The organism is Paraburkholderia sp. EG287B, assembly GCF_040965595.1.
Classification (GTDB): Bacteria; Pseudomonadota; Gammaproteobacteria; order Burkholderiales; family Burkholderiaceae; genus Paraburkholderia.
This window is the reverse complement of the sequence record NZ_JBFRCG010000004.1, coordinates 273626-289383: the sequence shown is the minus strand read 5'-3', so window position 1 is coordinate 289383 and position 15758 is coordinate 273626. Positions and strand designations below refer to the sequence as shown.

General features: G+C 66.5%; 10 protein-coding genes. 2 read left to right on the top strand and 8 right to left on the bottom strand.

Features of this window, described 5'->3' with window-relative positions; genetic code table 11:
• Positions 1–5: 5 nt before the first annotated feature.
• The 4 genes from AB4Y40_RS08825 to AB4Y40_RS08810 form a co-directional block, all read right to left on the bottom strand.
• Entirely contained in the window at positions 6–1991 is a 1986-nt protein-coding gene (locus tag AB4Y40_RS08825) for a heavy metal translocating P-type ATPase (RefSeq protein WP_368687356.1), read from the bottom strand.
• Complete coding sequence (gene hflK / locus AB4Y40_RS08820) at positions 1988–3022, bottom strand: protease modulator HflK (protein ID WP_368687355.1); 1035 nt, start codon at positions 3020–3022, stop codon at positions 1988–1990. Before hflK ends, AB4Y40_RS08825 begins: the two co-directional genes overlap by 4 nt.
• On the bottom strand, positions 3019–4002 hold the full coding sequence (hflC, locus tag AB4Y40_RS08815) for a protease modulator HflC (protein WP_368687354.1): 984 nt from the start codon (positions 4000–4002) through the stop codon (positions 3019–3021). Before hflC ends, hflK begins: the two co-directional genes overlap by 4 nt.
• 129 nt (positions 4003–4131) lie before the next feature.
• Positions 4132–6018 carry an SPFH domain-containing protein gene (locus AB4Y40_RS08810; protein ID WP_368687353.1) on the bottom strand — a complete coding sequence of 629 codons (1887 nt, stop codon included), beginning with the start codon at positions 6016–6018 and terminating at the stop codon, positions 4132–4134.
• Positions 6019–6275: 257 nt separating this feature from the next.
• Here AB4Y40_RS08810 and AB4Y40_RS08805 point away from each other — a divergent pair, with 257 nt between their 5' ends.
• Both AB4Y40_RS08805 and AB4Y40_RS08800 read left to right on the top strand, forming a co-directional pair.
• Entirely contained in the window at positions 6276–7685 is a 1410-nt protein-coding gene (locus AB4Y40_RS08805; RefSeq protein ID WP_368687352.1) for a GGDEF domain-containing protein, read from the top strand.
• 305 nt (positions 7686–7990) lie between these two features.
• Entirely contained in the window at positions 7991–9316 is a 1326-nt protein-coding gene (locus AB4Y40_RS08800) for an MFS transporter (protein WP_368687482.1), read from the top strand.
• Between the two features lie 12 nt (positions 9317–9328).
• On the opposite strand, the gene AB4Y40_RS08795 is transcribed toward AB4Y40_RS08800, so the two are convergent.
• The 4 genes from AB4Y40_RS08795 to AB4Y40_RS08780 all read right to left on the bottom strand — a co-directional run bounded on the left by AB4Y40_RS08795 (position 9329) and on the right by AB4Y40_RS08780 (position 15729).
• On the bottom strand, positions 9329–10126 hold the full coding sequence (locus AB4Y40_RS08795) for a sulfite exporter TauE/SafE family protein (RefSeq protein WP_368687351.1): 798 nt from the start codon (positions 10124–10126) through the stop codon (positions 9329–9331).
• A gap of 132 nt (positions 10127–10258) precedes the next feature.
• Positions 10259–10771, bottom strand: a complete 513-nt coding sequence (locus AB4Y40_RS08790; RefSeq protein WP_368687350.1) for an H-NS histone family protein — start codon at positions 10769–10771, stop codon at positions 10259–10261.
• Positions 10772–11004: 233 nt separating this feature from the next.
• Complete coding sequence (locus AB4Y40_RS08785) at positions 11005–14475, bottom strand: AAA family ATPase (RefSeq protein WP_368687349.1); 3471 nt, start codon at positions 14473–14475, stop codon at positions 11005–11007.
• Positions 14476–14478: 3 nt separating this feature from the next.
• Entirely contained in the window at positions 14479–15729 is a 1251-nt protein-coding gene (locus AB4Y40_RS08780; RefSeq protein WP_368687348.1) for an exonuclease SbcCD subunit D, read from the bottom strand.
• Between the last annotated feature and the right edge of the window lie 29 nt (positions 15730–15758).

The following is a 15758-nucleotide window of genomic DNA, read 5'->3' as shown; positions in this document are numbered from 1 at the left end:
GTTCGTCATTCCTCGCGCAGGAGACGCCCCGCATTCGCGATCACCACGAACGTGCCGACGTTGTGCAGCACCGCGCTCGCCACGGCGCTCAGCACGCCTAGTGCCGCCAGCGTGATGACGGCCACCGTCCACGCGAGCCCGATCGCCGCATTCGCCGTCGCGATGCGCCGGCAGCGCCGCCCGAGGCGCACGCTGTCCGGCACGCGGCGCAGGTCGTCGGCGAGCAGCACGATATCGGCGGCGGCCACGGCGATATCGATGCCGCGTTCGCCCATCGCCACGCTGGTCGCACCGGCCTTGATCGCGAGCACGTCGTTCAGACCGTCGCCGACCACCATCGGGCGATGCCCCGCGCCGATCTCGCCCAGCACATAGTCGAGTTTGTCGTGCGGCAGCGCGTGCGCCACCACGGTGTCGATGCCCACTTCGGCGGCCACGCGGCGCGCCACGCGCTCGCGGTCGCCCGTGAGCAGCGTCGCACGCTCGATGCCGAGCGCACGCATCCCGTCCAGCGCTTCGCGGGCTTCCGGTCGCACCGTGTCGGCGAAACCGAACCATGCGAGCAGGCGGCCGTTGAGTGCGATGCCTGCGCATGGGCCGTCCAGCTGCGCGGGCGTGGGCGGCAGCGCGCTCACGTATTGTTCGAGCAGGTCATGGCGGCCCAGTACGGCCTCGCCTTCCGGCATCGTCGCGAGCACGCCGAGGCCGCGCAGTTCGCGCGCGTGCGGGGGTGGCTCGGTTTGCGGCTCTCCCGGCGCGCCGTAACGCAGCAGCGCGCGACACACGGGATGCGCGCTGACCTGGGCGAGCTGCGCGGCCAGCGCCAGTGTGGTGGCTTCGTCCGCGCCAGGCTGCAGCATCACCGTCGTCACGCGCAATTCGCCGTGCGTGAGCGTGCCCGTCTTGTCGATGACGAGCGTATCGATCTCGGCCAGCGCGTCGATAAAGGCCGCATTCCTGAACAGGATCCCGCGCCGCGCACCCGCCGCAATGCCGGCGATCGCGGTGGAAGGCGCCGCCAGCACGAGCGCGCACGGACACGAGGCGACGATCACCGCGAGCATGGCCGAAGCGTTCGCGCTCACGAACCACACGATCGCCGCGATCAGCAGTACGAGCGCGAGGTAGGCGTCCATATAGCGTTCGAGCGCCTGCGTGATGGGCGGCTTCGCGGCTTCGGCGCGCTGCATCAACTCGACGACCTTGCCCAGCGTCGAGGCCTTGCCGACGTGCGTGATCTCCACGCGCAGCGGGCCGTCCAGATTCATCGCGCCGCCAAAGACGCGTGCGCCCTCGCCCGCGTCCTGAGGCAACGATTCGCCCGTGATCGGCCCGTTGTCGATAGCCGAGCGGCCGTGCCGCACGATGCCGTCCGCGGGCACGCGCGAGCCGGGCAGTACATCGACGACGTCACCGGGGCGCAGCGCGTCGTAGGGCACGGTCTCGATCGCGCCCGCGGCGCTCACGCGCCGCACGTCGCCGGCCGTGAGGCGGCCCAGCGCACGGATCGCTTCCTGCGAGCCGAGCACGCTGCGCTCTTCGAGCGCGTGGCCGAAGGTCATCACGATGGGCAGGAGCGCGGCCGTCGTCATGTCGCCTACGGCCCAGGCACCCAGCATGGCGAGCGCGATGAGGCGGTCGGTCACGCCGTGCAGACTCGGCGTCCGGAGGCTGCGCCACGCGCCCGCGAACACGGGCGGCGCGACCACGAGCGAGGCCGCCGCCGCCAGCATCTGCGCAAGCGTGGCGCTGCCGCGCGCCAGATGCGGCCACGCGAGCGAGAGCAGCAGCAACGCGCCCGCGAACAGCGCGAGCAACGTGTGGCGCGTGATGGCGCGGCGCTCGGCGTCCGACATGACGAGCGTGGCGACGGATGGCCCTCCATGGCCTTCGTGACCTTCGCGCGCGTGGCCGTGTGCGTGCGCGGATTTGGCCTCGTGCGCGGCGCCTGGCGGGCGATGACTCGTCGGCGTTTCGTATGGCGTGGTCATGGCGCGCGCCCCGGCAGCACGAGGCTCGATGCGTCGTTGGGGTCGAGCGTCGTCACGCGCGCGGCGCGCGCGAGCACCGCCTGCACGCGGTCGCGATACGCGCGCGCAAGCAGCCCCGGATCGTGGTTCGCGCCGAGTGCCGCTTCGAGCTGCGCGATCGTCGAGGTTTCCGACTGCGCCGTCGCCACGCGTTCCGCCGCGCTCGCTTGCGCGTCCTGCACGATGCGGTCGGCGCTTTGCTGCGCGTGCTGCCGCGTCTTTTCGGCGAGCGTGCGCGCCTGCGCGACATCGCGCTCGGCGTTCTGCAGCGAAGTCAGCACGGCATTGAACGCATCGACAGCCGAAGCCGGAAACGACGCTTGCAGATCCATGCGCGAGACCTCGATGCCGAGCCCCGCATGGGCGGCAGTCAGCGCGTCGAGCTGACGCTGGACCGCGCGCGCGAGATCGCCGCGCAATTGCTCGCGGCGCGCGGCCATCTGCTGATCGGCGGCCACCATCTCCGGACGCGCCACGAGGATCGAATCGAGGTCGCGTTGCGCGGCGGTTTGGGCCACCGCGGCCGAGACGATGCGCTCGAGCGCGGCGTCGAGATGCTCGAGCTGCAACGCATACGCGTAAGGGTCGCTCACGCGGTAGAACAGCGTCGCGCTCACCTGCACGACGCCGTTGTCGCCCGTGAGCACGTAGCCGGAACCCGCGAGCGCGTCGCTGGCATCGCTCAGTTGCGCGGGCGCACCCGGATCGCGCGCGAGCGAGACGATGCGCCGCTCGAGCACACGCTCGCTGCCCGGCACGAGCAGCACCGTTTCGAACGGCCGCGGCAACGCGACGAGCAGTCCCGCGCCCTGGCTGCGCACGTAGGCGCCAAACCGCATCACGACGGCGCTGCTGTCGGCGGGAATGCGGCGCACGTTCGACGTGGCCCACGCGAGCGCCGCGAGCACGGCCAGCGCCGCCACGAACCAGAACGACAGACGCACCGCCTGCGCGCCGGGCCCGAGCGCCGGGACGTTGTCGCTCGTGCTCATGGCGTGTGTCCGCGAGCGTGCGCAGTCGTTGCGGGCGCAACGACCGCGCCCGACGGCGCCGTGGCCGCACCGAGCCCGGGCGGCCCCTGCACCAGTGCGCGGAACGGCGCGGCGTCGGTGCGCAGGATCAGGTTCGTGTTGCTATTGACGACCGTGCCGAGCGTGTCGAGCGAGCGCAGCATCGTATAGAGCTGCGGATCGGCGGCATAGCTCTTGCCGTAGATCGCCGCGGCATCCTTGCGCGATTGCGCCTCGATATCGGCGGCTTTCACGTTGGCGTCGGCGATCAGCACGCGCGCGTCGCGATCGGCGTCCGAGCGGATCTGCGCCGCTTCGCGCAGGCCTTCGGCCGTGCGCTGCGCGGCCACGGTCTCGCGCTCGGCGCGCATGCGATCGACGGTCGCGGCCAGCGTCACGGCGGGCAGCGTGAGACGCTCGAGGCCCACCTGCACGACGTGCACGCCATAGGCCGCATAGACCTGCGCATCGACCTGGCGGCGCAGCGCCTCTTCAAATGCGCCGATGCGGACCTGCGACGGATCGGTATTTACGAGCGAGGCGAGATCGAAGCCGGCCGACGTGGTCTGCAAGGCCGAACCGACCAGCGAGCGAATCTGGCGCGCGGCTTCGTCGGGTTCGTTGCGCACCGCGCGCACGAAGCGGCCAATGTCGTTCGCGTTGGCGGGCACGCGCCAGGCCACATAGGCCTGCACGATGATCCGCAAACCATCGCGCGTGCCGACGTCCTGCAGGCCGCTCGAAGTCGTGTGCAGGCGCAGGTCCACCGGCACCGCGGCCTCGATGGGCGCGGGCAGGCGCCACGCGAGACCGGGCCGCAGCAGCACGCGCACGGGGTCGCCAAAGCGCGTGACGACAGTGGCCTCGCCCTCGCGCACCTGCACGACGCTCGCCACGATGAGCGCGACGATCACGCAGAACAGCGCGAACGCCACGCGCAACGCAAAACGCCGCGGATTCACGGGCGCCGATCCGACTGAACCACCGGAGCCGCGTGCGCCGTGGTCAGGATGATGATGGGAATGCGCATCGCCGTGCGTATGCAAAAGACTCACGTTCGAATCACCTTGCTCTGTCTATGGGGTAACGGGTCACCACGCCTTCTTCATGCCTGCCGCCGTGGCCGGGCTCAACGTGCGCAGGTCGATCGTCGCGCGGGTGCCACTCGCGAGCCGATCGTCGATCACGGTCACGCTCGCGTTTTTTAGCCCTTTTTGCAGGCTGTGCAGGTAATACTCGAAGCCGAATGCCGGGCCGCCGAGTTGCTGCGCGATCACATCGGCGTCGAAGCCGATCTGCTGGGCGCGCGCGGCGGCAAGCGAGTCGGCCGCGTTCGCGCTGCCCAGCGCGACGGTCTCGATCGCCTGCTGCTGCGCTTGCCCGAGCGCCGTCGCCGCAAAGCCATGCGCCTGCACCACACTGGCCTGCGCGCGAATCTGCGCAGCCTGCACGCCGTGATACGCGGCGGCCGCGCCCGCGGGCGGGTGCACGCTCTCGATCACCACGGCCACGACCTCGATGCCGCTCGCGAGCCGGTCCAGCTCGTGCTGCACGGCGCCGCGCAACGCGCCGGCCATGGCCGTTTGCGGCGTGTCGAGCAGCGACGGCAGCGTGCGCGACGCGAGGTAACGCACGACCTCGCGGTTCGCGATCGAGCGCACCGTGTCGTCCATGTCGACCGCGCGATAGAGCGACGCGCGCGCTGCGGCGTCCGTGAGACCGACGCGATAGTCGAGCCGCACGTCCGCGCTCACGATCTGGAACGCCTGCTGCGCGCCGCTCGTGCCGGCGATCACCTGAGTCGTCTCCCAGGGATGCGCCACGTCCCACAGGCGATTCAATTGCGCGGGTGTGTCGCCATCGGCGGAAACGGCAGGTGCGGCGCGGCTGCTGTCGTTCGCGCTGCCCGAGACGATCAGTTGATGGACCGCGCCGTTGTCGATCACGCGCGCGCGGCCGAAGGGCCGGGGCAGGCCCGCATGCAGGCCCGGCTGCCACACGGCGACGGGTGCGCCGAAGCGCTCGTACACAGCGCGCTGATCGGGGCCGAGGATCGTCACGCCGCCGAGTAGCCAGCCCACCACCACCATGGCCACCAGCGCGCCGGGCAGGAGGCGAACGAAGCTCTGGAGCGCCCAGTTCTGCCGCAGGTCGATGCCATAGCGCATACGCAATTGGGCGTTGAGTGCGGCGACCGGACGTGCCTGCACGCTCAGCACGCCCGCGAGGCTGCTATGCAGGAGGCGGTCCTCGTCGGGCTTGGCCAACGCTGCGAGCAGCGCACGCAGGCCGAGTTCGACGGCAATCACGCCGGAAAGCAGGGCGACGATACGCACGAGCCACGTAAGCGGCTCGCCCGCATAAGCCAGCGCCGCGACCGATGCCGTCATACTCAACGCCGCGACGAGCACCACGCGCAACAACCCTGCGAGCGCGGCGGATTCGCGTGACTGCGCTGCGCGCTGCGCATGAAAGCGCTCGGCCACGAGCGCCGCAAAAGCGATGACGAGCGCAGCGGCTCCCGCGACGAGAAAAGGCGCGGATTCACGTTGCGAAACCGTTGGTGCATAGGCGGGGGACGTCCACGCAGAGATCGCGAACGCAAGCGAAACGAGTGCGGCGAGCGGCGCGATCCACCCTTGCCACGGAAGCGACCGCAGCAGGCCGCGCATGTCGGCGGCCTCCGAATTGCGCTGGAACGCGAGGCGCACGAGGTGCAGCGCAGTCTTCGCGACCGGTTCGCCGGCTGGCGCGCGCGCCGCCAACAGCCGCGTGCCGAAGACGACGATGAAGAGATTGAGGCACGCGCTCGACATCACGGCGCATAGGCGCGCATCGAACGGCACAGTGGAAACGAAAGCCAGCGCGCCGAACACGCAAGCCAACCCCAACGCGGACCAGCCGAGCCTCGTCTGGCCCGCACGACCGCCGAGCCAGCCATAGCCTTCGCGGTGGTCGCGCGATACGCGATGCATCATCAGCAATCCTTACATGCAAATTACATGAAACCGGCCCGCGCGTGGCGACCACCGATCGCGCGACGCTGAAATTCGCGCGCCCAATGTAGCGCGCTCAAAACCGAAACTCAATATAACTGGGCTCGTGCATCCGTGCCCCACTATTTAGCCGATTCGGAGCACAATACCTTCAGTCAATTTAGTCTGCTTTCCGGACGCGAGCGGCCCCTCGCCACGATCACAATTCTCGAGTTGCGCATCGACCCAAAAGTCATCATATGGACGGCTTGCTGATCGGTCCGGCAACACGCAGGCAGGCGCTCTTCGCCAGCGTATGCGCGTTTGCGATCCTCCTCACACTCGCGCTCGCGGCGCCGCGTGCGCGCGACGCCTTGCCCGGCATCGCCCCGTTCATGCCGATGTGCGCGCTCACAGTGTTCACCACGTCGAGCATCGCGGCGTTCCTGCTGGGCGCACGTTTCGCGGCCACGCGCGTGGCCATGCTCGCCGCGCTGGGCGGCGCCTACGCGTTCACGGCCATTACCGTTGCGCTGCAGCTGTTGATGTTTCCTGGCGTGTTCGCGCGCACGGGGCTGCTCGGCGCGCTCCCGTATAGCGCTGCATGGATGTGGGTGTTCTGGCACGCCGGCTTTCCCGCGCTCGTCATCGTGGCCGAACTGGTGAGAAAGCGCCTGCCCGCCCCGCCGTTCACCCGCGAACGGCTCGATGCGCGCGGCTGGCTGCTGATCGCGGGCCCGGCGGCGGTCGCGGCCCTGCTCGGCGTGCTCGTCACGCACGTCGATCTCGCCTCGCCGTTTCACGACGTTGCGGACGCTGTGCCGGCGGCGGCTTTCTCGCCGGCGTCGGCCATCGCGAACAATCTCGCGGGCCTAGTGATTTGCGCGCTCAACCTGATCGCCATCGCGCTCGTGCTGCTCAAGGGACGGCTGCGCCTCGTGCTCGATTTGTGGATCGTGGTGGCGCTGCTCGCCTCGCTCGTCGACGCCGCGCTCAATACGCTGAGCATCGAGCGCTTCACGGTGGGCTGGTATGTCGCGCGCGTGTTCAGCATGTTCGCGCCAGGCGTGCTCGTGTGCGTGCTGGTGTGGGAAGTGACGGCGCTCTATCGCCAGCTCGCTGAAGAACACGCGACGCTGATCCGCGCCTCCGCGCGCGATGCGCTCACGCGTGTCTACAACCGCAGCTATTTCGACGAGCAGTTCCGCGAGGCCTTCGAGCGCGCCGCGCACAGCGGCCAGCCGCTCTCGCTCGTGATGCTCGATGTCGATCACTTCAAGCACTACAACGACGCCTTCGGCCATCTGCACGGCGACGCCTGCCTCGGCGCCGTCGCGGGCGCGCTCGCCGCCACGCTGGCGAGCACGCTGCACGCGCCCGGCGGTTTCGTCGCGCGCTATGGCGGCGAAGAATTCGCGCTCGTCCTGCCCGGTACCGGCGCGGATGAAGCCGCGGCGCTCGCCGAACGCGCACGCGCCGCCGTCGAGCAGCTCGGCATTCCCTCTCCCGCCGCAGGCGGCCTCGTCACGGTGAGCGCGGGCTGCGCCACCCGTGACGCGATCGTTGCGTCGTCCCCCAATGCGCTGATCGAAGCCGCCGATGCCGCGTTGTATGCGGCCAAACACGCCGGCCGCAACCGCGTGAGCCACACAGGCGCGAGCATCGCGTAAAGCGTGCCGATTCGTTGCCGCTTGCGTTGGCATGAGCGGCATTGCGAAGCGCGGCATTGCCATAAGCGCAACGCATTTGGGTTTCAACCAGGTGCTTCGATGTCCCGGCATCAATAAAGTGCGTGCTATGGCCTGTTTCAGTATTTGCATACGTCGCGCGCTACCCATGCAAATACATCGATGCAGGCACATTTTGTTCCCCACACGCTTTCAAAATGTAATGAGGAATCGGGATGTCCATTGAAAAATCGGCGGAAATTGCCGCCCGTTTCGACCGGCTGCCGCCGTCGCGCACAGTCTGGTCGATGGTGATTCTGCTGTCCCTCGGCGGCGTATTCGAGTTTTACGACCTCTTCTTCACGGGCTATGTCGCGCCCGGCATGGTGCATTCGGGTCTCTTCACACCGGAATCGCTCGGCTTCTTTTCCGCACTCGGGCCGCTCAAGGTGGCCGGCTTCGGCACCTTCGTATTCTCGACCTTCGCCGGGCTGTGGGTCGGCGCGCTCGCGTTCGGCCAGGTCGCCGACCGGTTCGGGCGGCGCATGATCTTCACGTGGTCTCTGATCTGGTACATCGTCTGCACGGCGATCATGGCGTTTCAGACGAGTGGCCAGGCGCTCAATATCTGGCGCTTCATTGCGGGCATCGGCATTGGCATCGAGCTCGTGACCATCGACACGTATATTTCCGAGCTGATCCCGAGCGGCGAGCGCGGCCGCGCCTACGCAGTCAACCAGTTCATCACGTTCAGCGTGGTGCCCGTGGTCGCGTTTCTCGCCTATATCCTCAAGGACTCGCATCCCATCGGCCTCGACTACTGGCGCGTGGTGATCCTGATCGGCTCGATTGGCGCGGTGGTGGTATGGTTCCTGCGCCGGAGCATTCCCGAAAGCCCGCGCTGGCTCGCGCGCAATGGCCGTGAGGACGAAGCGGAACGCATCGTTGCAGACATCGAGCGGCGCGTCAGCGCCGAAACGGGCACGGCTCTGCCGCCGCTCGGGGCGATCTCGCTTGAAAAGGCCGGGCGCGGCTCGCTTGGCGAAGTGTTGCGTGCACCGTATTTGCGGCGCACGGTGATTCTGTCGATTTTCAACATGGCGCAGGTGATCGGCTTTTACGGCTTCGCCGCGTGGGTGCCGACGCTGCTGATCGCGCGCGGCGTCCACATCACGCAGAGTCTTGCGTACGCCTTCGTGATTGCCATCGCCAATCCGTTCGGGCCGCTGATTGGCGTGTGGTTCGCCGACAAGCTGGAGCGCAAGACGCAGATCGTCGGCGGCCTCCTGATGATGGCCGTGGTGATTACGCTATTCGCGCAAGCCACGCAGCCGTGGGTCCTGATCGTGCTGGGCGTGCTGTTCACGCTCGCTTCGAACGTGATGTCCTATGCCTATCACGGTTACCAGGCCGAGCTTTACCCGACGCGTATCCGCGCGCGCGCCGTCGGCTTCGTGTACTCGTGGAGCCGCATTGCTGCCGCGTTCGCGGGGTTGGCCATCGGCATCCTGCTCCATCATTACGGTGTGCCTGGCGTCGCGGTGTTCATCGGCGCTTCGATGCTCGTGGGCATCGTGATGATTCTGCTAGGGCCGGTGACGCGCGGGCTCTCGCTCGAATCGATCAGCCATTGAGTCAAGCGATCGTCAAAACAGCACGTGCGATTTGACGATCATCTGCACGGCCGCGGCGAGCACGCACACGAGCACGACCACGCGAAACGCGAGCGGATGCAAGCGGTCGCGCAACGGTCGAATGAGCAGCATGCCCGCGATGGCGGGCACGCTGGCCGCCGCCGAAATCGCGAGATCGACGAGATTGGCGTGCGCGCCGTGGCTGAACGTCGTGATGAGCGTGATGACCGAAACGACGAGAATGATCGCGATCTGTTTCGTGAAGGCGCGGCCCGTGGCGCCCGACGCGATCAGATACATGGCGAGCAAGGGCCCCGGCACGGCGGCAATGCTCTCCATGAGCGCCGCCCCGAAACCGAGCGCGAAACCCACTGGCCGCGCGAGCGCAGGCGCGAGCTTGAATCGCGGCGAGACGAGCAACAGCAACGCCGCCACGATCAACGCCACGCCCGAGGCCGCCTGAGCGTGATGCGGCTCCAGCGCGATCAGCACGGAAACCCCGATCACATTGCCGATCACGGTGCCAATTAACGGCGCCGCGATATTGCGCACGGTAGGCAGCATTTCGCCCCCCTCCAGCGCCTGCGGAATATTGCCGAGAATGATCGGCATGGACAGAAGCAGCACCGCTTCCTTGACCGGCAAAAATTGCGTGACGATGGGCATGGCCACGAGCGGCACGCCAATGCCCGTCACGCCCTTCACCATACCGCCCAACACGAGCGCAACCGCAATGCCGAGCAATTGAAGGACGTCGAGCGACTGCAGATGGGGCGCGAGAAGGCCCGAGGAAAAAGAAAGGCCGGACATCGGTGACGATCAGGGCAATAGGCGCGCGTCGTTACGCGCCGCTCATGTGAAAGTGGCCGCGGGCGTCGAAACGCCGGCGCGGCCACCGGTTCGAAAGCGAATTTCGCTTGTGCGCTTTTTTCAGCGACTTAATTAAGCAGCCGCTGCGGCTTGTGCCGGCTTTGCGGCGGCTCGACGGCCTGCCGTTTTACGCGCCGCCCGTTTTGCGGGGGCGGCTTTCCTTGCGAGTGCGGCCTTGGTGCGCTTCGCCGCGGTGTTTTTCACTGCCGCGGCGTTGGCGCGCGGTTTGCGTGAGACCTTGGTCGCGGCCTTCGCCGCGCTGCCGTCGATCAGGAATTTCGAACGGTCTTTCACGTCGCGGATCCATGCCGGCGCACGGCCGCGGCCCGTCCACGTGGCGCCCGTTTTCGGATCGGCATATTTGGCCGCAACGGTGCGCTTCGGACCTGCGGCTTTGACGCCTTTACCAGGTTTGCGGCCACGCTTCTTGCCGACGAAGCGTTCGATGTCGGCCACGCTAAGGCCATGTTTGGCCATCAGATCGCGAATTTTCGTGAGACCGACCGACGTTTGTTTTTCCACGATCGATTCGGCCTGCTTTTGCAGCTTTGCGATCTTCGATTGAATTGCATCCAGGGTGACCATTCACACCTCCTTATTCACGGTTTTTACGGACACCCTTCAACCATCACTGGCCGATCGAATTGCGATCTTGTCGGCCGGGGCGTCGCGAAAGACAAGGTGATTATGAAGTCAAATCCCGCAAGCTGGCAAATTTAAACGAATGTTTTGTAGTGAAAAACATGTTTCCTGATCAGATTATTGATCGTTCCGCAAACAAAGTTCCCATGAATTCTCATTGAGAAACATTCGCACCGCTACGCAACGAGAGGCGTGCGCTGCAATTCGACGACATTGACCTGCGTGCCGAATATCTCGCGAATCATGGGCAAAAGGTGATCGTGGTGCGTGAGAAACAACACCTGGGTTTTCGCGGAGAGATTCCGTAATGCCGCGAAACCGGCCTTTGCGCGCTCGTCGTCGAAATTGATGAAGAGATCGTCGGCAACGAAGGGCAGCGCCGCCTTGCTCACCAGCTGCAATTCGAGGGCCGCGATGCGCAGCGCGAGAAAAAGCTGGTCGCGCGTGCCTTCACTCATTCCACTCACTTCCACGGTTTTGCCGGTGCTGCGGCGCGCATGCAATGCCGGCGGATTGCGTTCGTTATCGACCACGAGCCGCGCGAAATCACCGAGCGTGAGTCCCCTGAATATTTCCCCCGCGCGACGCAGCATCGGCCCCTGCTTCTGATCGCGATAACGATCCGTTGCCCATTTGAGCAGGCGGCTCGCGGTCGCGGCTTCGAGATATTGCTCCGCGGCGTCGCCCATGGCGCTCAAGGCTTCCTGGCGCTTCGCTTCGGCGAGCGCGGCCTTGGCCTGGCCGTTGATCGCGTCGAACGCTTGCCTCGCGCTCACCTGTTGCTGCAGGCACTCGCTCAACGCGCGGTCGCCCGCTTCGCGTTGCTGGTTCACGGTTGCGAGCAGCGCGGGTACCTCGGTGATGGGCTGCTCCGCAATCTCTGCCGCGATGGCATCCTGTGCAAGTCCGTCGCCTTCGCGCACGAGCGTGTCCCGCGCCGCCGAGATCGCTTTCGACAGCGCGCGACGCGCGTCGGAACGCTCGGCGAGCGGCAATGCCGCGTCGATTTCGTTCACGCCCGCGAGTTTCAGAATGGGCTCGATGCGCGCCTGTGCGCCCGCTACCGCCGCGGCGGCATCGGCTACGCGCGTGCGGGCGGCCTGCACGTCGGCATCGGCCTGGGCGAGAGATTTCGCCGTTTCGCGCGCGGTTGCGAGCCGCGCCGCGAGCTGACGCGCCACGTCGATGCCGTCGCTCGACGCGGGCCATTCGGGCGCGAGCGTCTCGGCGAGGCGTCGCGCGTCGGCTTCCAGCATCGCTAATTGCATGCGAATCGCGCGAATGCGGTTGCGGGGTGCTTCGGCATCCGAAAAAGCGGCCGCAATGGCATTGGCGAGTTCGACGGCGCCTTCCGCCTCCGCGAGCGTCGCCGCGCGTGCGCCGAGATTCGCTTGCGCAAGCGCCTCGCGCCATTGCGTCTGCCACTTTGCGTAGGCGTCCTGTTCAATCGTCAAACGGGATTGTGCAGCTTCGCTCGCACGCTCGGCGTCGCGAATCTGCGTTTCCAGACCTTCGCGCTGCACGGCGCTCTTGTGAGCCGATTGCACGACGGTTTCCGCCATGCCGATCAGCGTCGTCAGCGCATCGTCTTCGTTTGCCTGTGCGACTGGGCGCAAGGTTTCGAGCAGCGCCGCATGCGCGGCGATGCGCGCCGCTCGACGCGCTTCGAGCTCGCTCGCGCGGCGATCGCTTTCGCTCTGTGCGTTGAGGGCCGCTTCACGATTCGCGAGCCACGCGCCCATGTCCGCAAGCGTCATGCCAGCCAGTTGCGCGTCAATGGCAATTTGCGTCCAGGAATTGCGAAAGGCTTCAAGTTCGCGCTCGCGTTCGCTCAGCGCCGCAAGCTTGCGCTGCGCATTCGCGCGCGCCGTCTCGACTTGCTGACGCAAGTTCTGCAATGTAGCCGCCGCCTGCGAGGTACCGAGTTGCGCGTCGACGAGTTCGTCGGCGAGGCGCATCGCGTCGTCCACGGCGGGTGCGCCATCCGCGAGACTGACGCGCGCCTGCCTGACTTCGTCCCACGCGCTGTCGCGGCGCGTGCGCGCCGCCTGCACTTCGGCGGTCGTGACAACCTTGTTGCCCTGCGTGAAATGCGTCTCCTGCAATTCGAATCGCTCGATCTCTTCTTGCGCGGCCGCAGCCGCTTCTCGCGCTGCGGCCACCGCGCTAATGCGCTCGCTTTCTTCCTTTTGCAGTGCGGCCAGACGCGTGACCGATGGCAGGTCGAGCGCGCGCAACGCCGGCACCGGCTTGCTCCACTGGCCCAGCAGTTGGCGTTTCTCTTCGACCGTGCGCTGCGCGTCCGCCAGTTCGCGTTCGAGCGCGCTTTCCTTCGTCACACTGTTGCGGAATTCGCGCGCATCGTCGAGCGCCGCGTGCAACGCATGCGGCACGTCGATACCGGGCAGGCGCACAAGCTGCTCCTGCAATTGAGCGAGCTTGCGCGTCTGTTCGTCATATGCCTCGCGTGCCGTAGTGAGCGCCTGCTCGCGAAGACCGTGATCGCGCAGCAGGTTCGTCACCGTCTTCAGCGCGAGCGCGCCGGGCAATGCCGCGCGCAATGCGGCTTCGTCACCCGGCCAGCCTAGCTGGGCCGCAGCGGCGAATGCGGCGTCGAGATAGTTACGGACCTCGGTCTCACGCACCAGCAATTCGCGCAGATGATTGACGCATTCGCCGCGCAGCGTGTCGAGCGCGTCGATTTCGGCGGCGAGTGCAAGTGCCGCACGATCGGGCTCGATCGCATCGCGTGACGCTTCTTTGCCCGCAAGATCGGCCTGGCGCGCTTGCTGCACTTTGCGCTCGGCGGCGATGTCGGCTTGCGCCTTCAACAGATCGGCATGCGCGGTGGGCGGTAAATCGACGACCTCGCCCAATGCGGCCAACTCGTGCTGCTTGAGCGAAAGCTCTTCTATATAGGGAGCGAGGCGGCGCACGCGTTCGAGCTTCGAGCGCTGCGATTCGAGACTGCGCTGCTCGGCGCGCAACCGCTCGATAGCTTGTTCGACCGCTTCGAGCGCGTCTTTCTTCTCGACCCAATCGCGCGTGCGCACCTGCGCGGCCTTCAGTTCGCTCGTTGCCTCGGCGAACGATGTTTCCGCCTGTGCATACGCACTGCCACTGCGTCGCGGAGCCCAAAGTTCGGCCGCGCGATTCTCGAGTTCCTCGCGCACGGGCCCGAGGCTACCCACACCCGCCGCCGATTCGAACAACACCTGGCCGAGTTTGTCCGATGCGTCGAGAATGCTGCGGCCGCCTTCAACGAGCCGCGCATGATCGAGGCCGAACATCTGCTCGAAGAACTCCTTGCTCGTGCCGTCGAGAAATGCGGCGAGAAAGTCGTCGGGCAGTTTGTCGTCCTGCGGAGTACGCAGCGAGTTGCGGCCGCGCGCGCGATGAAATCGTTGCTCGGCCGCGCCGTTTTCCAGCACGCCGCCAATGCGCAATTCCGGCGTGTTATGGAGAAAGTCGAGCGGCGTTTGCAGGCGCATGCCGAACAACAACTCCGACACGGCGGTCCGCACCGTGGACTTGCCCGCTTCGTTCGGCCCCACGATGACGTGGAAATCGTGCGCCGCATGGGGAAACGGCAGAGTCGTATCGGTGAACTTGCCGTATTTGATCAAATCGAGTTGCTTGAGACGCACTGGTCATTCTCCCGTGGAAAGGCGCGCAAGCAGCGCGGGGCCGACCTGCTCCACCAGCGCCGCGAGTTTGCCCTCGCGGGCGAGTTCGAGCAGTGGCGCGTCTTCTTTCACTTCGCTGCGCACCTTGCCGACGAAGGCACGCAAATCGCGTTCGAGCAGTGCGAGAAATTCGGCGTCTTGCGTGGCGGCTTCGAGTAGCAGTTTGAGATCGGCAATCGCTTCGATCTGCTCGTTCTGTGCAGCAGCCGTATCGGCGGCGCTCGTTTCGAGCTTGACCTTTTCGAGCCACAGCTTGTCATTGCCGATAATGCCGATCTGATTGAGCACCTCGGCGCGCAATTGCGTGGCGCGCCCGAAAAAGAGTCCATGGGCCGGCGACTTGCCCGTCACCGTCACGCGCACCGCGCGCGGCACGTGCGCGTCGACGGCCAACAGCGCTTCGAGCGCAGCGCCGATCTTGCGCGACAGATCCGCGACGCTTTCGCAGTCGCTCGCGTCGACACGCACCGACTCCCAGCGCAGCACGTCGAGGTAGAGACGCTCGACCTCCGTGCGGCCGCCCTCGATGCTCACGAGCACGGCGCCGCGGCGCCCCGTTTCGCGGATGTGCCGGCCCTGCAGATTGCCGGGGAAGACGATGGTCGACTCTTCCGCCCACTGCTGAAATTCGTGCACGTGGCCGAGTGCCCAGTAGTCGTAGCCCTTCGCGTGCAATTCGGCACGCGTGCATGGCGCGTAAGTCGCGTGCGCGGCATAGCCCTCGAGCGCGGTGTGGAGCACACCAATGTTGTAGTAACCGGAAACCGGCGACGGGTAGCCCGCGGCGAGGTTCTCGACCACGGCCTTGTCCTTGAAGCTCTGCCCATGCAGCGCCACCTTGATGTCGTGCAGCGCGTGGGTTTCAGGCTTGCGATGACTGAACACCACCACGTTGTCCGGCAATGTGAGTTTCCTGGTCATTTCGCTTTCCGCGTCGTGGTTGCCCCACAACGCGAAGACGCGAATGCCCGCATTGCGCAGACGTCCCATCTGCTGGCCGAAGAAGATGCCGGTGTTGTGGTCCTTCCAGTCGCCGTCGTAGAGATCGCCGGCGATGACGACGAACGCGACCTCTTCTTCGATGGCGCGATCGACGAGCAGGCGCAACGCCTCGCGCGTGGCGTTGCGCAATTGGGCGACCGGCGCATCGGGATAGGCGCTCAGGCCATGGAGCGGGCTGTCGAGGTGTAGGTCTGCCGCGTGGATGAACTTCACGACGTGTCCTCTATGGTGTTTGCGGGCGC

What these genes read in the sequence shown, in the direction of transcription:
- AB4Y40_RS08825 (WP_368687356.1), bottom strand. Translation starts at nt 1,991, where the DNA reads ATGACCACGCCATACGAAACGCCGACGAGTCATCGCCCGCCAGGCGCC.
- hflK (WP_368687355.1), bottom strand. Translation starts at nt 3,022, where the DNA reads ATGAGCACGAGCGACAACGTCCCGGCGCTCGGGCCCGGCGCGCAGGCG.
- AB4Y40_RS08810 (WP_368687353.1), bottom strand. Translation starts at nt 6,018, where the DNA reads ATGATGCATCGCGTATCGCGCGACCACCGCGAAGGCTATGGCTGGCTC.
- AB4Y40_RS08805 (WP_368687352.1), top strand. Translation starts at nt 6,276, where the DNA reads ATGGACGGCTTGCTGATCGGTCCGGCAACACGCAGGCAGGCGCTCTTC.
- AB4Y40_RS08800 (WP_368687482.1), top strand. Translation starts at nt 7,991, where the DNA reads ATGGTGATTCTGCTGTCCCTCGGCGGCGTATTCGAGTTTTACGACCTC.
- AB4Y40_RS08795 (WP_368687351.1), bottom strand. Translation starts at nt 10,126, where the DNA reads ATGTCCGGCCTTTCTTTTTCCTCGGGCCTTCTCGCGCCCCATCTGCAG.
- AB4Y40_RS08790 (WP_368687350.1), bottom strand. Translation starts at nt 10,771, where the DNA reads ATGGTCACCCTGGATGCAATTCAATCGAAGATCGCAAAGCTGCAAAAG.